This is a genomic window from Sorangium sp. So ce367, from assembly GCF_051520455.1.
Classification (GTDB): domain Bacteria; phylum Myxococcota_A; class Polyangia; order Polyangiales; family Polyangiaceae; genus Sorangium; species Sorangium cellulosum_B.
In genome coordinates, this window is sequence record NZ_CP150334.1 from 7,601,024 (window position 1) to 7,622,878 (window position 21,855).

The 21,855-nt window shown below is 71.7% G+C and carries 19 protein-coding genes; 6 read left to right on the forward strand and 13 right to left on the reverse strand.

Going from position 1 to position 21,855, the window contains the following annotated elements:
• Window positions 1-89: 89 nt before the first annotated feature.
• Window positions 90-980 carry a formylglycine-generating enzyme family protein gene (locus WME97_RS28770; protein ID WP_437542057.1) on the reverse strand — a complete coding sequence of 297 codons (891 nt, stop codon included), beginning with the start codon at window positions 978-980 and terminating at the stop codon, window positions 90-92.
• Between WME97_RS28770 and WME97_RS28775 the strand changes: the two genes are divergently transcribed.
• Window positions 979-1,332, forward strand: coding sequence for a hypothetical protein (locus tag WME97_RS28775; protein WP_437542058.1), 354 nt, complete (start codon window positions 979-981; stop codon window positions 1,330-1,332). The genes WME97_RS28770 and WME97_RS28775 overlap by 2 nt on opposite strands.
• Before the next feature lie 268 nt (window positions 1,333-1,600).
• Here the strand turns inward: WME97_RS28775 and WME97_RS28780 are convergent, their stop codons facing one another.
• Window positions 1,601-2,992 (reverse strand): cytochrome P450, encoded by a 1,392-nt coding sequence (locus WME97_RS28780; protein WP_437542060.1) that lies wholly within the window; start codon window positions 2,990-2,992, stop codon window positions 1,601-1,603.
• A 199-nt stretch (window positions 2,993-3,191) separates the two neighbouring features.
• Here WME97_RS28780 and WME97_RS28785 point away from each other — a divergent pair, with 199 nt between their 5' ends.
• From WME97_RS28785 to WME97_RS28795, 3 genes are all read left to right on the forward strand, one after another.
• Window positions 3,192-4,874, forward strand: coding sequence for a MutS-related protein (locus tag WME97_RS28785; protein WP_437542062.1), 1,683 nt, complete (start codon window positions 3,192-3,194; stop codon window positions 4,872-4,874).
• Window position 4,875: 1 nt separating this feature from the next.
• The gene (locus WME97_RS28790; RefSeq protein WP_437542063.1) at window positions 4,876-5,859 is read left to right on the forward strand and encodes a hypothetical protein; all 984 of its coding nucleotides are present in this window, start codon (window positions 4,876-4,878) and stop codon (window positions 5,857-5,859) included.
• Window positions 5,860-6,121: 262 nt separating this feature from the next.
• On the forward strand, window positions 6,122-7,249 hold the full coding sequence (locus WME97_RS28795; RefSeq protein WP_437542065.1) for a hypothetical protein: 1,128 nt from the start codon (window positions 6,122-6,124) through the stop codon (window positions 7,247-7,249).
• A 233-nt stretch (window positions 7,250-7,482) separates the two neighbouring features.
• On the opposite strand, the gene holA is transcribed toward WME97_RS28795, so the two are convergent.
• On the reverse strand, window positions 7,483-8,541 hold the full coding sequence (gene holA / locus WME97_RS28800) for a DNA polymerase III subunit delta (protein WP_437542067.1): 1,059 nt from the start codon (window positions 8,539-8,541) through the stop codon (window positions 7,483-7,485).
• Window positions 8,542-8,650: 109 nt separating this feature from the next.
• Window positions 8,651-9,202, reverse strand: coding sequence for a hypothetical protein (locus WME97_RS28805; RefSeq protein WP_437542069.1), 552 nt, complete (start codon window positions 9,200-9,202; stop codon window positions 8,651-8,653).
• A gap of 54 nt (window positions 9,203-9,256) precedes the next feature.
• On the opposite strand from WME97_RS28805, the gene WME97_RS28810 reads away from it, so the two are divergent.
• A complete protein-coding gene (locus tag WME97_RS28810) occupies window positions 9,257-10,513 on the forward strand; it encodes an SLC13 family permease (RefSeq protein WP_437542071.1) in 1,257 nt (418 codons plus the stop codon).
• Window positions 10,514-10,619: 106 nt separating this feature from the next.
• On the opposite strand, the gene WME97_RS28815 is transcribed toward WME97_RS28810, so the two are convergent.
• On the reverse strand, window positions 10,620-10,817 hold the full coding sequence (locus WME97_RS28815; RefSeq protein WP_437542073.1) for a hypothetical protein: 198 nt from the start codon (window positions 10,815-10,817) through the stop codon (window positions 10,620-10,622).
• A gap of 269 nt (window positions 10,818-11,086) precedes the next feature.
• On the opposite strand from WME97_RS28815, the gene WME97_RS28820 reads away from it, so the two are divergent.
• Window positions 11,087-11,848 (forward strand): SDR family oxidoreductase, encoded by a 762-nt coding sequence (locus tag WME97_RS28820; protein WP_437542075.1) that lies wholly within the window; start codon window positions 11,087-11,089, stop codon window positions 11,846-11,848.
• A gap of 54 nt (window positions 11,849-11,902) precedes the next feature.
• Here the strand turns inward: WME97_RS28820 and WME97_RS28825 are convergent, their stop codons facing one another.
• From WME97_RS28825 to WME97_RS28860, 8 genes are all read right to left on the reverse strand, one after another.
• A complete protein-coding gene (locus tag WME97_RS28825; protein WP_437542077.1) occupies window positions 11,903-12,625 on the reverse strand; it encodes a hypothetical protein in 723 nt (240 codons plus the stop codon).
• The gene (locus WME97_RS28830) at window positions 12,612-13,946 is read right to left on the reverse strand and encodes a B12-binding domain-containing radical SAM protein (RefSeq protein ID WP_437542079.1); all 1,335 of its coding nucleotides are present in this window, start codon (window positions 13,944-13,946) and stop codon (window positions 12,612-12,614) included. The genes WME97_RS28825 and WME97_RS28830 overlap by 14 nt, the downstream gene beginning before the upstream one ends.
• Window positions 13,947-14,103: 157 nt before the next feature.
• Window positions 14,104-14,946: a CPBP family glutamic-type intramembrane protease gene (locus WME97_RS28835; protein WP_437542081.1), complete on the reverse strand. Its 843-nt coding sequence runs from the start codon at window positions 14,944-14,946 to the stop codon at window positions 14,104-14,106.
• Window positions 14,947-14,998: 52 nt separating this feature from the next.
• Window positions 14,999-15,970: an OmpA family protein gene (locus tag WME97_RS28840; protein ID WP_437542083.1), complete on the reverse strand. Its 972-nt coding sequence runs from the start codon at window positions 15,968-15,970 to the stop codon at window positions 14,999-15,001.
• 17 nt (window positions 15,971-15,987) lie between these two features.
• The gene (locus WME97_RS28845) at window positions 15,988-16,389 is read right to left on the reverse strand and encodes a DUF4398 domain-containing protein (RefSeq protein WP_437542085.1); all 402 of its coding nucleotides are present in this window, start codon (window positions 16,387-16,389) and stop codon (window positions 15,988-15,990) included.
• Window positions 16,390-16,491: 102 nt separating this feature from the next.
• On the reverse strand, window positions 16,492-18,435 hold the full coding sequence (locus tag WME97_RS28850) for a DEAD/DEAH box helicase (RefSeq protein ID WP_437542087.1): 1,944 nt from the start codon (window positions 18,433-18,435) through the stop codon (window positions 16,492-16,494).
• Window positions 18,436-18,701: 266 nt separating this feature from the next.
• Window positions 18,702-20,648: a glycoside hydrolase family 9 protein gene (locus tag WME97_RS28855; protein ID WP_437542088.1), complete on the reverse strand. Its 1,947-nt coding sequence runs from the start codon at window positions 20,646-20,648 to the stop codon at window positions 18,702-18,704.
• Window positions 20,649-20,844: 196 nt separating this feature from the next.
• Window positions 20,845-21,744, reverse strand: coding sequence for a 1,4-dihydroxy-2-naphthoyl-CoA synthase (locus WME97_RS28860; RefSeq protein ID WP_437542090.1), 900 nt, complete (start codon window positions 21,742-21,744; stop codon window positions 20,845-20,847).
• Window positions 21,745-21,855: the final 111 nt, after the last annotated feature.

Here is a 21,855-nt window from a genome sequence, read left to right on the forward strand (position 1 = left end):
TCACCAGGCAGGAGAAGGGACCTCGGAGCGAATGGCCGACCGTCCGGCAGGCGCGCGCGCAGATCACCGGAGGCCCGGGCGCCTGGCGCCTACGGCGTCCTCACGCAGCGGATGCCGATCGCGCGGCCGTTGTCGTTCGCAGGGTAATGACCGCGGGATGACGTGCTCAGCCTGGACGACCCGTCGTTCCAGCCTCCGCCCCGGATGATCCGCTCCCCATGGGCCGTCAGCTGAGCGCAATCGGCGCATGGAGCAGGATAACTCAAATACGAGTCCAGCGTCCATTCCGACATGTTGCCTGCCAGATCCGCGTGTCCCCACCTCCCGTCACCCAGGGGCGATTTCGACCCGACCGGCTTCATATGGGCGTACATGCACAGCGTGGGCCCCCCGGGCAGGCAATCGTGCGCGGCGTGGTCCACATCGAGCGTCGTCGAGGACGGCGGGGTGGACCATGGAAAGACGCGCTGCTCGCTCCCGCCGGCTGCCGCGTAGTTCCACTCCGCTTCGGTCGGCAGCCTGCCCCCGTCCCACGCGCAGAAGGCGAAGGCCACGTACCAGGTGATGCAGTTCATCGGCAGGTGCTCGTTGTCGTCGGGCGTATCGGTCCACGTGCTGTAGCTGGAGGTGCATCGGATCGACGACCTGAACAGCGCCGGGTCCGGCGGCAGGTTGGCCTCGTCCCAGGCAGAATTCCACCCGCTCCCCGCGATCTGCGGGTGCGCGCCCGCGCCCCCCGTCGGTCGGCTCTCTGGATAGGCGTCGACGAACCTCCGGAATCGCCCCACGGTCACCTCGAACCGGTCCAGCTCGAAGCCGCCCACCGTGGCCGGAAACGCGGTGTCGTTGCCGCGATCGAAGGTCCCTCCCGGGACGGCCATCGTCGCGCAGCAACGCTCGTTGCCTTCCGGTCCGCAGGTCTCGGGCAGCCCGCCGCAGCTCAGGCGGTCGGTGCATGTCCCGACGGCACACAAGGGCATGGAGCCTGCGCATGGCGCCGAGCTCTCCCACTCGCCTCCATTGCACCGTTGCGGCGTCCTGTCGTCGCAGCGACGCTCGCCCGTCGAGCACCCTCCACCGCCAGCGGTGGTGGAGCTGGTCGACGTGGTGGCGGAGGCCGAGCTGGTCGACGCGGCGGCCGTCGAGCTCGTCGAGGGGGGATCGCCGCCCGGGGCGCCGCCGCCCGCGGCGTTGGTCGAGGTCGCGCCGCCGCCCGTGCTCGCGGCGCTGTTCGTGCCTGTGTCGTCGCTGCTTTGCGTGGCCGTGCTGTCGCCGGCACCTGCGCCACCCGTGCTCCCGGTCGCCGCGGCGCTGCGGTCGTCTGGGATGTAATCGTCGTCAAGCCCGACGAGCGTGCCGCATCCGCTCCCGACAAAGACCGATGCTCCCCACCACCATCCCGCGCGTCTTCCGAGCATCTCGATTCTTACAGCCGCTCCACGGGTGCTGTCCACTCGGGTGCTCGCCGCTGGCGTCACGAGGTGTTGTGTCCTGTCCGGAAGGCGCCCTCGGGACGCGCCGGCGCGACGTGCCCCGCGATCTCTGCGCTGCGCGCCTGCGTCCGTGCGTGTGAAGAGCGTGTGAAGACGAGGTGAGCCGGTCAGCGCGCGCCCGTGGGACTCCGCGCCTCGAAGCGCGCCGGCACCCGGCCCGACGGCCCTAGCGCGGTCGTGCCGCGCGGTCGCGCTTCCGTTGGCCGCAGCGCGACGAGCCTCCCCCGCTGCGCGAGCCGCGCCAGCACGATCGCCATCTCCGTCAGCCCGAAGTGGTTGCCAATGCATACGTGCGGCCCGCCCCCGAACGGCATGTATGCCCAGTTCTTGCCGGCGCCCGTCGTCGCCGGGTCGCCCGCGAAGCGTTCCGGATCGAAGCGGCGCGGCTCGGGCCAGAACGACGGGTGGCGGTGCATCGCGAAGGGGGAAATCAGCACCGACGTGCCGCGCGGGATGGCATAACCGCGGATCTCGTCGTCCTCGACCGCCTCGCGGACGATCATCCAGGCCGGCGGGTAGAGCCGCAGCGTCTCCCGCAGGACCATGGCCGTCCGCGTCAGCCTGGGCACGTCCTCCGCCTCGGGCGCGCGACCTCCGAGCACGCTGTCCACCTCGCCGCGCACCCGCTCCCATTCGTGCGGGTGCAAGGTGAACAGGACCGTCGCCCACGTCAGCGTGTTCGCCGTGGTCTCGTGCCCGGCGAAGAAGATGTGCAGCACCTCGTCGCGCAGCTCCTTCCGCGACATGCGCTCGCCGGTCTCCTCGTCGCGCGCGTCGAGGAGCGCGTCGAGCAGGTCCCCCGGCCGCTCTCCGCCCTGCTCGCGCCGGTCGATGATGCCGTACACCACCCGGTCGAACGCCGCTGTCGCCTCCCGGATACGCACGTTGAAGGGCAGCGGCCAGGACAGCGGCACCCTGAAGGGGAGCAGCATCCGGATCTTGATGTAGCGGTCGATCTCCGCGAGCGCGCCGTCGAGCGTGGCGATGTCCGACGGGAGCTGCTGCGAGAACATCGTCTCCACGATGACGTCGCGCGTGATGCCGAGCATGAGATCGTGGGCGTGGAGCTCCTGGCCATCGGTGAGGCGCGCGAGGTGGCGCTCGGCCACCGCGTTCATCGCCGCCGTCATCCTGGCGATCCGCGCGCGGGAGAAGCTCGGCTGCATGATGCGCCGCTGCCGTAGCCAGAACGGCGGATCGCTGATCGCCAGTCCGTTGCCGAAGACGGGCTGTACGGTCTCCCTCGACTTCTCGCCACGCAAGTACTTCCTGGCGGCTTCGTGGAGCACGTAGCGGGCGTCGTCCGGGTGGGTGAGCATCACCATGCCCGCGGCCCCGAACGGGATCCGGGCGATCGGCCCTTTCTCGATGGCGACGCGCTCCAGGAAGCCCGCGGCGTCGACCGCCATCCACGGCAGGCTGCCGAGCAGCGGGATCGAGGGAGCGACAGGGATCTCGGAAGCGGGGCGAGCAGGCGGCGAGGGGGCTGCGGTCGTCATGGGCGGCTCGCCCGAGGGTACATCAGCGCGGTCGCGAAGGCGGTCCCACGGCGGCACCGGGGGAGGTGCGGGTTTTCGCGGGAGACGGGGAACTTTTCCCGCGGGCGCGGGTCGTTTGCTCATGCACCCGATCCGCGCGCAGGTCCCCACCGAGAGCATTGCCCGCCCGCCCGAGCCCGGTAGGCCCTACGCGCCCGACGTGCCCCACACACCCGCCCTCCCGTCCACGGACAGGATCCCCAGCCTTCTCTTCGTGGACCCGCCCGCGCGGACCGATCTCGACGAGCTGCGACAGTCGCTCTCGTTCGCGTTCACGAGCGGCGTCTCCGGTGGGCTCTTCAGCCAGGCGCTCGATCGGGCGCCCATCGGGCCCTCCACGTGGGATCCGAAGAGCTTCGCGCCCGACCTGTTCCTGGAGGAGCTCGTCGCCCGGTGCTTCCGCGTCCGCGTCGGGGGGCACGAGGCCGTCGTCAACCGGGGGTTCATCCTCCGCGTCCTCTCCCGGCCCCCGAGCGACGCGCGCGTGACCGAGCTCCGGAGGGGGATCCTCCACGAGCTCTCGGGCTCACCCACGTTTCGCGGGCAGCTCGAGAGGCTCTACACGGCCTCATGCCGGATGCGGGGCGCGCTCGAGGGCGCGGTGGCAGGCAAGAAGTTCGATCCGACGCGGCGGCAGCTCGACGTGCTCGCGATCGTCAAAGAGGTCTTCGACCTGATGAGCGCGTCGTTCGAGGGCGCGCGATCGGGCCTCTCCCGGCTGCGCGATTTCGGCCAGGCGGTGCAGGCGACCGAGGGATATCGATCGATGGCCGATCTCCTCGATTACGACGAGCACCTCGCGACGCTCCGCCTGGACATCCGCGTCGGCGCCGACGGCCGCATCCGAGGCTTCGACGTCGTGACCGTCCGGGAGCGGCAGGAGAACCCGTTCGTGCTGTCGCCGGTGCGGCGCTGGCTCGCGAAGCTCGAGATGTTCTTCCGCGGGTACAGCTTCGGTGACGGAGAGGTCATGGCGAGGCTCGTCGACGCGGTGTTCGAGGGCATCGAGGATCAGGTCGTCAAGCTGGTCCCGCTCGTCGGAGAGATGGAGGTCTACCTGGGAGCGCTCGGCTTCCGGGATCTCGCCGAGGCGGCGGGGCTCGAGGTCTGCCTGCCCGAGCTCCGGTCCGCCGCGGAGGGCGAGCGCGTGCTGCTCGGCCTCTTCAATCCGCTCCTCGTCGCCGGCGGAGGGAAGGCGGTGCCGTGCGACGTCGTGACCGATCGGGCCGACACGACGCTCCTGGTCACGGGGCCGAACTCGGGCGGAAAGACGCGCCTGCTCCAGTCGGTGGCGCTGACGCAGCTCCTCGCGCAGGCGGGCATGTTCGTGCCGGCGCGCAGGGCGAGCGTCGCCCGCGTCCCGGGGCTCGTGGTGTCGCTCATCCAGGAGACGAAGTTCGACCAGAGCGAGGGGCGGCTCGGCATGGAGCTCCTCCGGATACGGGCGCTCTTCGAGGAGCTCGGCCCGGGAGCGATGGTGATCCTCGACGAGCTCTGCTCGGGGACGAACCCGTCCGAGGGGGAGGAGATCTTCGAGCTCGTCGTCACGCTGCTCGAGAAGCTCCGCCCGCAGGCGTTCATCACCACGCATTTCCTGACGTTCGCGGCGCGGCTCGAGCGGGAGAAGGCGATAAGGAACCTCCGGTTCGTCCAGGTCGAGCTCGACGCGGCGCAGAAGCCCACGTACCAGTTCGTCGACGGCGTGGCCGCGACCTCGCTCGCGGCCCAGGCCGCGGCCCGGCTCGGCGTGACCCGCGGCGAGCTCGAGGGCCTCATCGATCGCAACATCGATCGCAATCAGCTCGCGTCCCGGGCGCTGTCCGTCGTGGGTCGGGAGAGCTGATATGGCGACGTTCCTCACGACGGAGCGGATGAACCCCGCCCTCCGCGCGCGCGTGGAGCGGGCCGCCAGCCACCGGACGCGGGCGCGCCATCACGCGGCTCGAGCCGGGATCAAGGGGACGTTCGCGAGCGACAAGCGGCTCGGGCGCGCGCGGCTGCTCACGCTGCTGACGGCGGCGGCCGTCGTGCTCCTCGCGATCGCGATGTACGTCCAGGATCGCCGCGCCACCGAGGCCGAACGGCGCGCCCTGCTGGCCGTGCTCGACGAGCGCCGGGCGGAGTTCCCGGCGGGCCACGGGGGCTTCGTCGAGGCGACGGATCGCTGGATCGGCGAGGCCGCGAGCGACGGGGACCCCGCCGATGTCGTCGACCCTTCGCTCCGCGCTCCAGGGGCCCTCGACGGCCTGCTCCGCCGGCCCGCGGTGTACGTGCGCGCTCCTCGCGCCGAGCTGCGCGACGCTCGCAAGATCGACGACGCCGCGCGCGGATCCGACAAGGATGCGTTCCTCCTGTGCCTCCTCACGCCTCCGCCCACGTCCGAGGAGCGCGATCTGCTCGCGAAGGTGCGAGGCGTATATTTCGGCGGGACCAAGGTCGACGAGGAGACAGCGAACGTCCGCCGGCTCGCCGAGGCGCGGCTCGGCCTCGCGGTGCTCGGCCCCGTGTTCGAGGGCTCGGTGCGCGCGGCCCGCGACGTCGCGGCGGTGAAGAGGCACCGCAAGGAGCTGGATCACTCCCCGATCGAGCTGGCGAAGAAGGCGGCCGGCGCGGAGGTGCTGATCGTCGTGGCCGAGAGCCCGGCCGAGAGCACGACGTCCGCGAGCTCGGCGCGCGTCTCGCTCGTGGATCTCGCGGCGAAGAAGGTCCTCTTGCGCGTGGGCCGGCGGGTCGACCAGCAAGGGCTCTCGCCGGTGGGCGTGCTCCATCGCGAGCAGATCGAGGGCTGCGGCCTCGCCTTCGCCGTGCGGCGCAGCGTCGAGGAGTGAAGGCTTCGATCCCCGGCGGGGGGAGCCGCTCGCTGCGCTGGGCGGCGCTGGCGCCGGCGCTCCTGCTGCTCGCGGCGGAGATGGGGGCCGTGACGAGGGAGGAGAGGCCGGGCTATGAGGGGTGGCGGGCCGCCTCGGCGGGGGACGAAGGTCGTGGTGGAGCTGCCACGTGGGGACGCTGGACGGGGGTGAGGCACCGGACGGAGCGCTTTCGCACCGTGGTAGGTTGCTCTTCGCTACCGAAGGATCCGGAACAACGCCGATGCTGCGCAAGAAACACCCCGGGAACAATCATCAGACAAAGAAGAACACGACCGTCAGCGGTGCCACCCAGACCGGTGCCAGCAAGATGAAATCCGATCGCGGCCGCGCCGCGACCAAGACGAATATCCCCCTCACCAAGCAGGCCCCCCCCGCGACGACCCTGACCGCCGCCCCCACTCCCTCGACCTCCAGTACCTCCGCGGCGCAGCCCCCGCCTCCGCCGATGACACCCGGTCAGGCGCAGGTCACGGCCTACAACAGGCGGCCACGGCCGACCCTCGACGATCTGCCCAAGGACCGCTGGTGGAAGCTCTTCATCGACAGCAAGCATCACGGCGCGGCCCAGAAGACGAAAAAGCCGGAGGCGTTTTACGACAACGACAAGTCGCCCGGGTACAGCCGCGCCATCATGGAAGTGTTCGATAATGTGCTGCTCAGCAACGGGCCTCACTTCAAACACAGGCTGGACGCTGAATATTATCGATTCCTGCATGAGAAGGTCACGGATGGCGTGACCATCAACGAGGGCGGAAAGCAATGGAGTGAGTACGAAGACGGCAGGCAGACCTCGTTCGGGTCATATGACTGGGACAGCTGGCCCGACGAAGTTACCAAGGCCTATGGCATCAAGGCAGCGGACGTCAAGGCGGCCATCGAGGAGATGAGGAAGGAGAGGCTCATCTACACCCCTGACGACGTCATAGGGGGGCTGAGCCAGGAAAACCAGAATAGGATTGGCGTGCTCCTGGTCAATGCCACGGGCGAGATGAGCGCCGCTTACCGCCCGGGCGAGGCCAAGAAGCGCGTGGAAGCCATCCTGGACAGGTACAACAAGGAGATCGATGCAGCGAAGACACACGGCGCGGCGCTGGCCGCCATCGCCAGGACCGTCCGGGCCTTACACGTCGGGCATTTCTTCCGCGATGCCAACGGCAGGCTCAACATCTACGTCGTCCTCAACAAGCTCCTCACCGACGAGGGATACAGCCCGGTGATCCTGCCCTATGGCCCGGAGGTCTTCGGCGGAATGAAGACAACCGACGAGCTGGTGGAGGACATCTGGGACGGCATGGATGCCTTCCGGGACGAGGTGGACGACGCTCACACTCGGGAGCGCGTGCAGTAGAGCGGTGACCATCGAGCCCGACGGGACACGCTCACCTGCTGAAATCGCTCGGTTTTCCGCCTCAGAAAATGTGTGGGTAAGCCATTGAGGCCCGGGACGGGACCACGGCGGGGCGCTGTCGGCTGCGGCGCAGAGCTCGATGGCGGGGCGAAGGACGCCGGCGACGCGCACGGGGCCACCCACGGTGACGCTCTCGATGAGCGCGCGCGGCACCTCCCCCCGCGCTCTCCCGCTCAGCGCGCGCACATCTCCATCAGCATCGTCTCCAGCACCGCCTGCGCCGGCCGGCGGCTGCTCTTCAGCGCGAGATCCGTCTCCGCGAGCACGCGCATCCAGCCGGCGAGCGCGCCCTTCGGGAGCTGGCGGACCGACTGCGCCACGTCGTTCGCCTTGAAGGGGGCCACGCCCGCGCGCTGGGCGGCCTCGGCCTGGCTCGCGCCCCCGGCGAGCGCCGACTCGAACTTCACCATCTGCCGCACCGACCACGACACCGCCCCGAGCAGCCGCAGCCCGCCGTCGCGCGGATCGTAGGCGTCGGCGAGCGCCGCGAGCGCGCGGTCGAGGCGCCGCTTCCCGAGCGCGTCGATCAGCTCCCAGACGGTGCTCTGCCGGATGCGGATGACGATCTGGGCGATCGCGTCCTCGGTGATCGGCTGCTTCGGCCCGACGTACAGCGAGAGCCGCTCGAGCGCGTCGACCACGTAGCCGAGCTCGGGCCCGGCGAGCTCGGCGAGCTGATCGGCCACGTCGGGCGCGATCGGGTTGCCCTTCTCGCGGGCGATGGTCGCGATGAAGCCGGGCAAGGCGCGGCGGTTCAGGGGCTCGCACGCGACAAGGAAATCGCCCTTCTTGGCGGCGGTGACGAGGCGGCGCTGGCCATGGAGCTTCGTCGCGACGAGCACGAGGACCGCGCTCGGCGACGGCGCCTTGGCGTACTCCGCGAGCGCGTCGAGCGGGCTGAGCTGCTTCGACACGCCCCGCTTGCCGCTGGCGCCGCTCGCGCCGCGGTCGTCGTCCCCCTCGCCGTCGTCGCCCTCGTCCTTCTTCTCCCAGCGATCGACGCCGCGGACGAGCACGAAGCGGCGCGGGCCCATCATCGGCAGCATGCGGGCGGCGCCGAGGATCGACTCGACAGGCGCGTCGCCCGCGGTGAACTTGTCCTCGTTGAAGCCGGCGACGCCCCCCTTGGCCGCCGCTTCCCGGATCGCGCTCACCACGCGATCGACCAGCCAGCGCTCCTCCCCCAGCACGAGGTAGACCGGGCGGAGGGCGCCGGTTGTCGCTTCCTTCAAGGCTTGGTCGGGCGTCACCGCTCCGGCATCGGGCGTTCAGGCAGGTGCGTCAAGGGCGCCGCGCTCGCCCCCGGCGCCGGCGGGCCCGCGCCCCCGGACCTCCCCTCGATCACGGCAGCGAGAACGGGACATCGACCCGCACGTTCGCCCCTGGCGGCGCGACGGCGACCGGCGGCAGCGCGTCGACCAGGCAGGCGGTGACCTCGGGGCGCGACGCCTCGCGGTCCTCGATGATGCCGCGGGCGAGCTGCCGGCCCTGCGCGTCGAACGTGAGGTTGAAGACGTACTTCACCCCGCGCGGCGCCGGCTGCGCCGCGATCGCCGGCTTGTAGCAGCGCTCGATCAGGGCCGGCCGGTGCGCCTCGAGCGCCCGCGCGGCCTGCGTCGCGACCTCGTCGCGCGCCACGCTCGGCGCGGGCGCCTGGACCGGGCGCGCCGGTGCGGGCGCCTGGACCGGGCGCGCCGGTGCGCCCGCGCCAGTCGCCCGAGCCGCCGGCCCGGCGGCGGACGCCGTATCGGCAGACGGCGAGGGCGCTCCCTCGGCAGGGCGCGGGTCCGCGGGGACGCCGGCCGGGCCGTGACGAAGGCCGAGGTAGACCGCGGCGGCGATCATGGCGCTGCCGAGGAGGATCGCGGTGGGGGTCGAGAGCTGCCTGCCCATGCCTTGGCATTCCCAGTTTGACAGGATCCCCCCCGACCACTCTAGATCCGCGCCGTGTGGTCCGTCCTGCTCGTATTCGCCTTCACGTACATGCTCATCGCGGCGCGGCGCCTGTCGATCCTGCCCATCGGACGCCCGGCCGGCGCGCTCGCGGGCGCGTGCGCCATGGTCTTCCTGAGCGCGCTCCAGCCGGGCGCCGGCCTGGATCCGCACGAGGCGTTCGCGGCGATCGAGCCGAACACCATCGGCCTCCTGCTCGGCATGATGCTGCTCTCGGCGTCGCTCGACGCCGCGGGGGTGTTCGAGCGCGCCGCCGCGTGGGCCGCGCAGCGGGACCTGTCGCCGGTCCGCCTGCTCTACCTCGTCACGGTGGGCTCCGGGCTCGCCTCCGCGGTGCTGCTGAACGACTCGGTCTGCGTGATGCTGGCGCCGCTCGTCGACCGGACCGCCCGGCGCGCGGGGCTCGAGCGGGCGCCGTACCTCCTCGCGCTCGCGATGGGCGCCAACGCCGGCAGCGCGCTCACGCTCGCCGGCAACCCGCAGAACATGCTCGTGGGCCACCTCTCCGGCATCTCGTACCGCACGTACCTGCTGGAAGCGGGCCCCGCCGCGCTGATCGGGCTCGCCGTCACGGCCGTGACGCTGCACCTGCTGCTCCGGCGCCGCATCTCGGTGCGGACGCCCGCGCCAGCGCCCGAGCCCGCGCCCGCGCCCGCGCCGACGGGAGGCGCCCGGCCGAGCGCCCTGGCGCCGCTCGCCTGCATCGCGGTCGTGTCCGTGATGTTCGTGCTCGGCGCGAACCTCGCGTGGACGGCGATCGGCGGCGCGACCGCGGTCATCCTGCTCCACCGGCGCGACGCGAACGGCCTGTTCGAGCGGGTGTCGTGGACCGTGCTCGTCTTCTTCGGGGCCCTCTTCATCGTCGTGGCGGGGCTCCAGAAGACCGGCATGCCCGAGCAGGCGCTGCGCGCGGCCAGCCCCTTCCTCCCCGCCGGGCCGACGATGGGCCTGCTCGGGCTGAGCATCGCGATGCTCGTCGGGTGCCAGATCGTCTCGAACGTCCCCTTCATCCTCCTGGCGGACTCGTACATCCGCAGCCAGCCCGATCCGCACCTCGCGTGGATCACGACGGCGCTGGTGTCCACGCTCGCGGGCAACCTCACGCTGCTGGGCTCGGTGGCCAACATCATCGTGGTGGAGACGGTGGGCGCCGAGCGCGAGATCGGCTTCCGCGCTTACGCCAAGGTGGGCGTCCCGGTGACGCTCGCCTCGACCGCCGCGGCGCTGGCCTGGCTCCTCATCGTACGCTGAGCCGCGCCGCCACGGCGCGACCCCGCCGCGCCGCCACGGCGCGACCCCGCCGCGCCGCCACGGCGCGACCCCGCCGCGCCGCCACGCAGAGCAGGCGCCGCGCCGATCACAGCGGCGCCTGCTCGCGCAGGCGCAGGCGGCGATGCCGCACCCCGCCGCGCGCGAAAGGACGCCGCCCCGGCGGCCTGCGCCGCACGTCCAGCCACGCGTGGATCACCGTGATCCCGACGGCCGCACAGAACACAGGCCCCATGGCGAGCATCACCAGGAGCCGCAAGGCTTGCCGGATCGCACGCTTGTTCATGTAGCCCAGCGTACCATCCCCGGTGGGCCCAGCAGCGGATTGAATTGAAAAACTTCAACTGTGCTGCTGGAAAGACCCATGTTCAAGTTCCAGCGCGGAAAAATCTTGTATTGCTGGATCCTGCTCGTTTACAGCTGGGGGTGGCCGATCTCGACCCGCTGTCGACCCTCTGCCGCGCGGCAGGGAGGCCCCTGGAGGCGCGCCTGTGCGGCCGATCTCCTTCGCGGCGGCGAGCGAACCGCGGTCACCCATCTCCCGGAGAAGCCTGAATGGCGCACCAACTATCCAAACGAGTCGCCCTGGTCACCGGCGCTTCCCGCGGCCTCGGGGCGGCCATCGCCCGCAAGCTCGCGGCCTCGGGCGCGCGGGTGGCGGTCAACTACTTCGGCAGCGGCGAGCAGGCGGCGCGCGTGGTCGAGGACATCCGCCAGGGCGGCGGCGAGGCCGAGGCGTTCCGGGCCGACGTGCGCGACGAGCAGGAGGTCGCCCGCCTCGTGGGCGAGGTGCAGGCCCGCCTCGGCCCCGTCGAGGTGCTCGTGATCAACGCGACGGGCCCGCAGCCGTTCGTCAAGCTGGAGGACCTGACCTGGAAGCACTGCCTCGACCAGCTCGAGTTCTTCGTGAAGAGCCCGGTCCTCCTCGCGAAGGCGGTGGTCCCTGGGATGAAGGAGCGCCGGTCGGGGCGGATCATCAACGTCGGGTCCGAGGTCTTCGAGCAGGGCGTCCCCGAGTTCTCCAGCTACGTCTCGGCGAAGGGCGCGCAGCTCGGCCTCACGCGCTCGTGGGCGATGGAGCTCGGCCCGCACGGGATCACCGTCAACCAGGTGTCCCCCGGCTGGGTCGTCGTCGAGCGCCACATCCAGGAGGGCGCGAGCGCCGAGGCCATCGAGGCCTACCGGGCGAGCAACCCGCTCCGGCGCATGGGCACGCCGGACGACATCGCCGAGGCCGTCGCCTTCCTCGCGTCCGACGCCGCCGAGTTCATCACGGGCCAGAAGCTGTCCGTGAACGGCGGCAGGACCCTGGCCTGATCGCCCCCAGGGAGGGAGAGCAGGACCCGCTCGTTCCCTATCTCGTGGATCGGGTCAGCGATTCCGGCGGCCCGCTCCGCCGCGCCACCACCGCGCCTTCACGACGAGCACCGCGTAGACGACCAGGAGCGGGCTCACCGCGAGGTGCGAGAGCAGCGCGAGCGCCAGGAGCACGCCGTTGACGCCGTCGTCCGGGCTCTTGGCGCGATCGCGCAGCCCTCCCATGATCTCGATCACGCCGGTGGCCAGGTTGAAATACGTGAGTCCTGTCACGATCAGCGCGAGGGGCAGGAGCGTCGCGGTGATCACCGCGGGCCAGCGCAACCCCACGCCGCGCCGGAGATAGTGAACGAGCAGCGCGACGCGCCAGCCTGCGACCACCGAAAGAAACCCGAGGTTGATCTGGATGGCCACGGGCATCGAGGTGAAGCGCTCGACCGGGATCGCATAGAGCGCCGCCGGGGGCGCCGTCATCGTGATGACGGTCAGGAGCTTCGCGTACGAGAGCCGCAGCTCACCCGGGCGCCGGAGCGGCGCCACGACGATCCAGAGAAACGCGCTCAGGACGATGGCATAGACGACCGAGCCAAGGCCCGTCTTGCGCCAGGCGCTGGCGACCGGATCGTCCCAGAACCGCCCGACGCCGACGAGCCAGGTGCAGGCCAGGCCGAGCGCGAGGTGCCGCCCGTCGAGGCGCGCGAGGTCGTCGGGCGAGAGCCGGAAGGTGAGCAGCCGCCCCGCGGCGCGGGCGAACGACGGTCGATCAGGATCGCGCATGCCGTCCCCTGCGGGCGCGTGTGGCGCGGCGAAACCGGCTGCGCCGGCGCGCGGTCTCCCCTGGACTGTAAAGCTCGCTCATCAGCCAGCGGAACCCTCGCTCGAGCGCCTCCACGCTCATGCGCGCTGGCCTGAAGGTCACGTCGAACAGCGTGCACGCGTCCCAGAACACGGGGCGGAGCAGCCGCCCCTGCGCCTCGAGCGCGCGGTGGAGCGCGGTGCCCGGGAACGGCGTGAGCACCGTGATCTGCACCTCGGCGAGATCGCACTCCCGGGCGAACGCGAGCGTGCGCTCGAAGACGCCCTCATCGTCCTCGTCGAAGCCGAGCACGAAGCAGCCGTTCACCGGGATCCCACGCTCCTGGATGCGGCCGACCGACTCGACGTAGCGGGCCCGCTCCGCGGCCTTGAACCCCCGCGGCTCCGCGGCCCGTAGCGCGGTCGGATTGACCGACTCGAGGCCGATGAGCAGCTCGGCGCAGTTGGACTCGGCGAGCAGATCGAGGAGCTCCGGATCGTCGGCGACCGAGATGTCCGTCTCGGTGAACCACGCGATCGGGCGCGCTCGCCGCGCGTTGAGCTCGACGAAGAGCCGCGCGAGCTCCCGCGCCCAGGGCTTCTGCACGAACGTGTTGTCGTCGGCGAGCTCGAGGAACGGCTGCGGCCACGCCTCGATGATGGCGTCGAGCTCGCGGCGGATGAGCGGGATGGGCTTGCGCTTGTAGGGGCTGATGAGCCGCGAGGCGGCGCAGAAAGTGCAGGCGAGCGGGCAGCCGCGCGCGGTCTGGAGCGTGAACCGGTTGTACCGGGCGACGTCGAGCAGGTCATAACGCGGCACCCGCGCGCCCTCGATCGGAAACGCGGGCCACGCGCCGCTCCGGGCGCTGTACAGCGGCCGCAGCCGGCCCTCGTCGAGCTCGTGGAGCAGCGCCGGCCAGAGCAGCTCCCCCTCGCCCTGGACGACCGAGTCGGCGTGCTGCGCCGCCTCGTCGGGGAGCGCGGAGGCGTGCAGGCCGCCGAGGACCACGGTGACGCCCTCGGCGCGCAGCCGGTCGGCGAGCGCGTAGGCGTCGAGCGCGCGCGCCGCGAGCGACGAGATGGCGACGACATCGTACCGGCCGTCCACGATGCGCGCGACGTCCGCGTCGGCGATGGCGTCGAGCTCGCGGTACTCCACCTCCCAGCCCTCGGGCGTGTGCGCCGCGATCGTGAGCAGCCCCAGGCTCGGCAGCGACGCGATGACCTCGCTGCGCTCGACGAAGCCCGGCAGCGTCAGCCCCAGGCGCGCGAGCTCCTCGTCCTTGACCCGGACGCCGCTCATCGCGAGAAGAAGCGCGCGTCGCGACCTTCGCCCCATCGTCGTCCCAGGAGGCATATCGCGGTCCTTCCCGGCGGAAAATGAAGTTCGTGCGAGGAGCACGCAGCGCAGCCAGCCGCGAGACGCCTGCGCTACGCGGCGAGGCGGCGGCCGCGCGTCGTCACAGGCGCCCTTGATGCCACAGGGAGAGCAGGTCCATCGACGTCGCGACCACGACGTGGATGGCGCAGCCGCCCCAGATGGAGTCGCTCTTCAGGCTCACCGTGCCGAGGATGAACCCGGCGAGCACCGAGCCGAGCGCCTCGGGCAGCGGCTTGCCGAAATGGATCATCGCGTAAGGCACCATCATGGCGAAGATCGACGAGTAGCCGAGCGCGCGGCGGATCCCGTGGAGGAAGAAGCCGCGGTAGAAGAACTCGAGCGCGACGAATTGCGCGGCATAGAGCGCCTCCCACGCCCAGAGCCAGGGCCACGGGCCCTCGCCCGGCGCGAGCTTGTAATAGGGATACTTCGCCTGGAAGGCCGGCGAGAGCGACGCGGCGAAGAGGAACGGCGCCATGACGGCGAAGAGGAAGCCATAGACGGGCAGGTGCCGCGCCGTCCCGCGGACGCGCAGGCCGAAGCTCCGGATCGGCGCCCGCAGCACGAGCTTCGCGACGACGAGGGTCGGTATCAGATAACCGACGAGGCGGCCGAGCGCCCAGACGATCCGCTGGTGAAAGCGGCGATCCGGCGACGTGTTCAGCGCGTCGTGGAGCCTCGCCGCGGCGCCGTCGAGGCCCACGGCGCGCAGGCCATCGACCATCCAGCGCGTGTCGTTCTCGTTGCCCGCGAACCGGACGAAGATGAGCACGCCGATGACGGTGAGGAACACGCACACCATCCGGCGGGTGACCTCCCCCGCGGGCGTGGTGGCCCGGTGCTGCGCCGCCTCGGCGTCGAGCCGATCGCGCAGGTCGATGACATACTCCTGCCAGATCCGGCGGAAAAAGCGTCCGATCACGCGCCGTGCTTATCACCGCCGGCGCCCCCGACACAACGTGGGGCAGGCGCTTCTACTGCTGGGTGGTGGGATTGACGATGATCTCGACGCGCCGGTTGTTGGCCCGGCCCTCGGTGCTCGTGTTCTCCGCCACGGGGCGGTCCGGCCCGTGGCCGACGGTCGCGATCTTGTCCCCGGGCAGCCCCGCCGTGATGAGGTGGGCCTTCACGGAGTCGGCGCGCTCCAGCGAGAGCTTGCGGTTCGCCTGGGCGGAGCCGGTCGAGTCGGTGTGCCCCTCGATCCTGATGGGCGGCGACCCCTGGTCCTTCAGCGTGGCCGCGACCTGGCTGAGCTTCTCCTTGGCGATCGGCAGGAGCTCGGACTTGCCCGAGGCGAAGAGCACCGCGCCGGAGAGCGTGATGACCACGCCGCGCTTCTCCTCCTTCACCGCGGCGATCTCCTTGAGGCTCGCGAGCGCCGCGTTCGCGACGCGCTCGGCCTCCCGCCGCGCCGCCTCGGCCTCCTGGCGGGCCTTCTCGGCCGCGGTGCGCGCGCTCTCGGCCTGCAGCCGCGCGCTCTCGGCCTGCTGCTGCGCGGTCTCGGCCTGGGCGCGCGCGTGCCGCTCGCGCTCGATCTGCTGCTGGCCGCTGTGCAGCGCCTCCCTCGCGCTGGCGAGCTGCTGCTGCGAGAGGTCCTTGAAGGCGTCCTCGGCCGCGGCCTTGTCGCGCTGCGCCTGCAGCATTGCCGCCGCCGCCTCCGCCTCCTGGGCCTTGCGGTCGGCGATGTACGCGAGATCGCGCGTCTGCGGGGCCTCGGGCTCCTCGCCGAACGCCCCCTCGGCGCGGGAGAGCGCCTGCTTCGCCGTGTCGAGCTGGGCGGGCGCGAGGCGCGAGGCGGCGCCTTCCGCCGCGCGCCTGTAGCTCGCGCGGGCATCGACGAGCTCCTTCGGCGGGACCGCCGCGCCGCACCCCGACGCCGCGTAGAGCGCGGCGCACAGGGCGAGAGACCGGCCAGGCCAGGACGGGTTCTTCACCAGGGAAGCCATCAGCATCACCTCTCGCTTCACTTGACCCCCGTCTGCTTCATTTTCTCGACCTGCTTCAGCGCCTCCTGCGCCTCGGCCTGCGTGGAGCGCGCCTTCGCGAGCGCCAGCGCGAGCTCGGCGTCGGCCTCGGCGCGCTGGAGGAGGCGCGTGGCGGACTCGTTGTCCTCGGCCTGCATCTGCTGCTTGGCCTTCTCGAGCTGCTCGCGCGCGAGCTTCAGGTGGAGGGTGGCCTGCGGGTCGGACCCGGCGCCCATCTCGTCGGCCGCGCGGATGGCGGCCTGGGACGAGGCGAGCTGGTCGTTCGGCGGAGGCACGGTGCCGCCGCACGCGGCGAGCGCAAGACCGAGCACTGCAGCGAGCACCGCGGCCGGGCTCGCGAGGCGGCGTAGGGGTGGCTTGTTGTTCGGGCTTCGGTTCACCCGGCCGTTGTACAACACCCGAGGTCTCCGAGAAATCAGGAAACCCCTGTCATTGCGAGCGATCTCGGCCGTCTGCCTCGGTCCGCCGCGCCGGGACAGGCGCTACTCGACGCGCATCGAGCTCGCGCGGACGATGCGGATCCGCGCGTCACGCGCGTCGGGCTGGTTGACCGCGCGCGCGAACTCGGGCGCGGCGGGGGAGGCCACCTCGACGACGGACGCGGTGGAGCCGATGCGGATCGCGCCGATCTGCTGGCTCGACACGCCGCCGCGGCGGCACACGAGCGCGAGCAGGCGCCGGGGGTCGGCGCCGTGGCGCTCCCCCCAGTTGACCTGGAAGGGCACGAAGGGGAGGCGCGGGGGCTGCTCCCCGTTGCCTTGACGAGCGGCGGGGCGAGCGCGCGACGGCGCCTCGGACCAGGGCGGCGCGGAAGGCCGGGCGCGCGACGGCGCCCCGGACCAGGGCGGCGCCGGCGGCCGGGCGCGCGACGGCGCCCCGGACCAGGGCGGCGCCGGCGGCCTGGCGCGCGACGGATGCGGCTCGGAGCGGGGCGGCGCGACGGCGGTGACGGGCTGCGGAGCGCAGGGGCCGGTGTGCTTCGCCCGCGCGAGGAGGGCCGCGACGAGCTCGGTCGCGTCCATGTCCGCGAGCAGGCGGGCGGCGAGCTCCCTGTGCCGCGCCTCGGGCGCGGGGCCGGACGCCTCGCGCGGGGCGCGCACGTTCGCGTCGACCGCGGCCGCGTCGACCGCGGCCGCGTCGACCGAGGCCGTGTCGACCGCGACGGCATCGCCCGCGACCGCGTCGACCGAGGCCGCGCCCTCCCGGCGCGCCGGGGCGAGCTCGGCGGCGAGCCGCTCGTCGGCGGCGCGGAGCACGTCGTCCGGCGACGGCGCCGGCCGGAACGTGGCCTCGACGCGCGCGCGCCGGAGCAGCCTCAGCGCGTGCTCTCGCGCGAACGGCGCGACGAGCAGCACGCTCGTCCCCTTGCGGCCCGCCCGGCCGGTGCGGCCGCTCCGGTGCGTGAAGATCTCGGGATCGCCCGGGGGATCGGCGTGGATGACGCGCCCGACCTCGGGGACGTCGATGCCGCGCGCGGCCACGTCGGTCGCGACGAGGGTCGTGACGGCGCCCGAGCGAAACGCGTCGAGCGTGCGGGTCCGCTCGCGCTGCTCGAGGTCGCCGCTCAGGGCGCGCGCGGGCAGGCCAAGCGCGGTGAGCTTGTCGGCGAGCTCGGCGGCGCCCTCGCGGGTGCGCACGAAGACGAGCGTGCGCTCGCCGGGCGCGAGGAGCAGCAGGTTCACGACCGCCGCGTCGCGCTCCGCCGGCAGCACGAGGTGGGCGACGTGGGCGATGTCGCCGTTCGCGGCGCCGGGGCGCGTGCCCTCGACGCTCACCGCGTCCCGCTGGAAGCGATCGGCGAGCGCGCGGACCTCCCGGGAGAAGGTGGCCGAGACGAGGTGGGTCTGGCGATCCTCGGGCATCTTGCCGACGATCGCCTCGAGGTCGTCGCGGAAGCCGAGGTCGAGCATCTGGTCCGCCTCGTCGAGCACGAGGGAGAGGACGCCGCGGGGGTCGAGGGTCCCGCGCTCCAGGTGATCGAGCAGGCGGCCGGGCGTCCCGGCGATGACAAGGGGGTCGCGCCGCAGCGAGCGCGCCTCGGCGCCGAAGCTGGTGCCGCCGGTGACGCACGCGACGCGCGCGCCGAGGGGCGCGAGCAGCCAGCTGAGCTCGCCGGCGATCTGCGCGGCGAGCTCGCGCGTCGGCGCGATGATCACCGCGGCCGGAGCCGCCACGGTGCGCGGCGCGCCGTCGGGCGCGGCCGCGGCGGCGCGGTCGGCGAGCGCGCGCTCGAGGCGGGGGGCGAGCGCGAGGCCGATGGCCACGGTCTTTCCGGAGCCGGTCTGCGAGGAGACACGAAGGTCCCGCCCGGCGAGCTCAGGGGCGAGGACAGCCTGTTGGACGGGGGTGAGGGAGGTGAAGCCGCGGCGGGCGAGGGCGCCCGCGAGCGGCGCGGGCAAGGCGTCGAGCGATGAGGCTGGATTCATGAAAGCCGCGCAACCTAGCAGAAGCTGGACGGTTGTCGCGGCCAATCGCGTATCGAGCGTGGCGCAGCGCGGCGCGGCCGCGCTGCGCTCCGGGGGCGGGGGGCTCCCCCGCCCTGCCGGGATGATGGAACCGCCAGGGCGCCAGAAGACGCCAGAGAACGCCAGAAGACGCCAATATTATTGAGATTTTCTTGGCGTCCTTGGCGTCCTTGGCGGCTCAGAAGCCCCGAGTTTCAGTCAGCGTGCCTCACCCGCCGCGCTCCGGATCACTGGGCGCTCGCCTTGGCCTTCTCGTCGAGCCAGGCCACCGTCCACGCGAACGGGCTGTTCCAGTTGATGGTGATCTCGTTGACCGACCACGCCCCGATGTCGTCGAGGTAGCACTTCTGCGGGGCGCACTTCGCGCGCTCGGCCGTCTCGTCGAGCGCCGCTTGCGCCACCTCATCCTCCAGCCCGGAGTTCGGCCCACCGGAGACCGCGCCGGGCGGGGCGGACGGGAACGACGCGTCCACCTGGTGCGCCCAGAAGCGATGATGCGGGTTCTCGAGCGGGTTCTCGCCGTAACCGGAGACATAGGACTTGTCCATCGGGTTGCGCCCGAGGAGGTAATCCGCGCCCGACGCCACGCCGTCGAAGTACTTTTGCTCGCCGGTGAAGTCGTGGGCGAGCGCCAGGACAAGCATGTTGTTGAGCACGAACGAGTTGGAGCCCCAGGGATACCCTTTCGCGTTCGCCTTGAAGGGCACCCGGTAGCCCTCCGCCCCGATGACCTCGAGGTACTTGTCGGCGATGGCGACGAGCTTCGTCCGGGCCGCCTCACGCTCCGCCGCGGCGTGCTGGGCCTCGACAACGGCGAGCGAGATGGCGCCCAGCCCGTCGACCTGCCCCCACGTCATGGCGCTGAACGTGCCGTCCACGCCGCCGAGCTCCTCGTTGTAGGGCGACGCCGCGAGCTCGGCCTGATACGTGGCGTCCTTCGTGGTGAGGAAGAGCTCGGCGGCCGCCCAGTAGAACTCGTCGCTCAGCTCGGCGTCCCCGTAGCCGCCGCCGCCCACGACGCCGCTCTCGTCCGGCACGACCTTCGGGTTCGCCTTCGCCGCGGTCCACGCCCGCGTCGCGGCCTCGAGGCACTGGGCCGAGAACGTGGGATCGAGCTCGCGCCAGATGCGCGCGGCCTGGGCCGCGGTGGCGGCCAGGTTGAGCGTCGCCGCCGTGCTGACCGGGCGCAGGAAGCGCGGCTGCGGATCCTCGTGCGGCGGCAGCGGCAGGCCGGTCCACTCCAGGTCGTGGATCTTGTGGTGCACCATGCCCGCGCTCGCCTGGCCTTCCGGCACCTGCATCGCGAGCATGAACTCGATCTCCCACCGGGCCTCGTCGAGGAGGTCGGGGATCTGGTTCGCGTTCTCGGGGATCTTCAGCTTGCCGTCGCCGAAGTCGTCCGCCGTGGACCCGAGCGCGACGAAGCGCTCGTACTGGTTCAGCAACGTCCAGGCGGAGATACCGCCGTTGACAACGTACTTGCCGTGATCGCCGGCGTCATACCACCCGCCGGTGACATCGAGCGTGTACGTGCAGCCGATATCCGCGCCGCAAGGGGCCTCGTCCGGAAGGTGCCCCGCCGGGCGCGCGTGGTCCGGGCCAACGTACTGCTCCAGGATCTCGATGCCGGAGCGGTTGTGATAGAAGTACGCGAGCGCGTCGTACTTCATCTGAGAGTAGATGGTCGAGCCCACGTCGAACGGGTGGCTCGACACCTCCCCGACACGGAGGGTGTACCCCTCGCCGGCGGTCGTGAAACCGCTGAAGTCGATGGTGTGCACGTGCTCGCCGGAGCTCGCGTCATCGCCCACGACGCGGGTCGCCCCGCTGGCGACCACCGTGCCGCCGGCGTCCACGAGCTCCCACGCATGCGGCTTGTCGGCCTCGGCGACGACCGTGGCGACCTTGGCGGCGGCCGGCAGGTACCCGACCTGGTTGACGCGGATCAGCTCGGTGCCCGACGGCGGCACCGTCTCGATCGGCGCCTCGCCCCCCGTGCCACCCGTGCCGCCAGAAGCCCCCGCGCCGCCAGCGCCGCCATCGCCGCCCGCGCCGCCGGAAGCCCCCGCGCCGCCGGAAGCCCCCGCGCCGCCAGCGCCGTCCGAGGGGCTATCGTCGCCGCAGCCAACAACCGTGAGGCCGCCCGCGAGCGCCAGAAGAAGAGACCCACCCAAACACAGCCAGGAACGCTCCCGACGAGCCGACTTTGCAGCCAAAAGACAAAGCATGATGCGTATCTCCAGGTAAAGTTGAAGCCGCGCGGCCAGACGGCGCACACGGAATCTTACAGCGCCGTCACCATCGATGAAGTCGATGTCGGTGTCAAGCGCGATTGTGGGCGCCGGGCGTGGCGCGGGCGACGCGTGGTCGTCAATAGTGCCAGGGATAACGGGTGAAGTCCGGGCGGCGCTTCTCCAGGAAGGCGTCTCGGCCCTCCTTCGCCTCCTCCGTGCCGTAGGCGAGCCGCGTCGCCTCGCCGGCGAAGAGCTGCTGTCCGACGAGCCCCTCGTCAGGCAGGTTGAAGCCGTACTTCAGCATCCGCATCGCGGTCGGGCTCTTCGAGTTGATGATGGCGCCCCACCGCAGCGCCTCCTCCTCGAGATCCGCGTGAGGGACGACGGCGTTGACCATCCCCATCGCCGCCGCCTGCTCCGCCGTGTAATCGAGCCCGAGGAAGAAGATCTCCCGCGCCTTCTTCTGCCCGACCTGCCGCGCGAGCAGCGCCGAGCCATACCCGCTGTCGAAGCTCGCGACGTCCGGGTCCGTCTGCTTGAACATCGCGTGCTCGCGGCTCGCCAGCGTCATGTCGCACACCACGTGGAGGCTGTGGCCGCCGCCCGCCGCCCAGCCGGGCACCACCGCGATGACGACCTTGGGCATGAACCGGATGAGCCGCTGCACCTCCAGGATGTGGAGCCGGCCGAGCCGCGCCGGGTCGGCCTGCCCCGCGCTCTCCCCCTCGTATTTGTACCCGTCCTTCCCGCGGATGCGCTGATCGCCGCCCGAGCAGAACGCCCAGCCCCCGTCCTTCGGAGAAGGCCCGTTGCCGGTGATCAGCACACAACCCACGTCCGAGGTCGTGCGCGCGTCCTCGAGCGCGGTGTACAGCTCATCGACGGTGCGGGGACGAAACGCGTTGCGAACCTCGGGGCGGTTGAACGCGATGCGGACGGTGCCCTGGTCCACGGCGCGGTGATAGGTGAGATCCTCGAACGAGAACCCATCGACCTCACGCCAGCGCGCCGGGTTGAAAATCGCAGAGACGGTCATGGCCCACTCCTTTGGGGCGCGGACCGTACTCGCCTCATCGTGGGCTGGCAACCTCGGCGACATGACAGTGGCGACCTCCGGGCGCGCGCGTGTTCGCCGGCCCCGGGCGTC

Excerpts from the sequence above, each read along its gene's own strand:
- WME97_RS28850 (WP_437542087.1), bottom strand. The coding sequence starts at position 18,435 with ATGAATCCAGCCTCATCGCTCGACGCCTTGCCCGCGCCGCTCGCGGGC.
- WME97_RS28840 (WP_437542083.1), bottom strand. The coding sequence starts at position 15,970 with ATGGCTTCCCTGGTGAAGAACCCGTCCTGGCCTGGCCGGTCTCTCGCC.
- WME97_RS28775 (WP_437542058.1), top strand. The coding sequence starts at position 979 with ATGGAGCCTGCGCATGGCGCCGAGCTCTCCCACTCGCCTCCATTGCAC.
- WME97_RS28825 (WP_437542077.1), bottom strand. The coding sequence starts at position 12,625 with ATGCGCGATCCTGATCGACCGTCGTTCGCCCGCGCCGCGGGGCGGCTG.
- WME97_RS28815 (WP_437542073.1), bottom strand. The coding sequence starts at position 10,817 with ATGAACAAGCGTGCGATCCGGCAAGCCTTGCGGCTCCTGGTGATGCTC.
- WME97_RS28820 (WP_437542075.1), top strand. The coding sequence starts at position 11,087 with ATGGCGCACCAACTATCCAAACGAGTCGCCCTGGTCACCGGCGCTTCC.
- WME97_RS28790 (WP_437542063.1), top strand. The coding sequence starts at position 4,876 with ATGGCGACGTTCCTCACGACGGAGCGGATGAACCCCGCCCTCCGCGCG.
- WME97_RS28770 (WP_437542057.1), bottom strand. The coding sequence starts at position 980 with ATGCCCTTGTGTGCCGTCGGGACATGCACCGACCGCCTGAGCTGCGGC.
- WME97_RS28795 (WP_437542065.1), top strand. The coding sequence starts at position 6,122 with ATGCTGCGCAAGAAACACCCCGGGAACAATCATCAGACAAAGAAGAAC.
- WME97_RS28780 (WP_437542060.1), bottom strand. The coding sequence starts at position 2,992 with ATGACGACCGCAGCCCCCTCGCCGCCTGCTCGCCCCGCTTCCGAGATC.
- WME97_RS28830 (WP_437542079.1), bottom strand. The coding sequence starts at position 13,946 with ATGAGCGGCGTCCGGGTCAAGGACGAGGAGCTCGCGCGCCTGGGGCTG.
- WME97_RS28805 (WP_437542069.1), bottom strand. The coding sequence starts at position 9,202 with ATGGGCAGGCAGCTCTCGACCCCCACCGCGATCCTCCTCGGCAGCGCC.
- WME97_RS28860 (WP_437542090.1), bottom strand. The coding sequence starts at position 21,744 with ATGACCGTCTCTGCGATTTTCAACCCGGCGCGCTGGCGTGAGGTCGAT.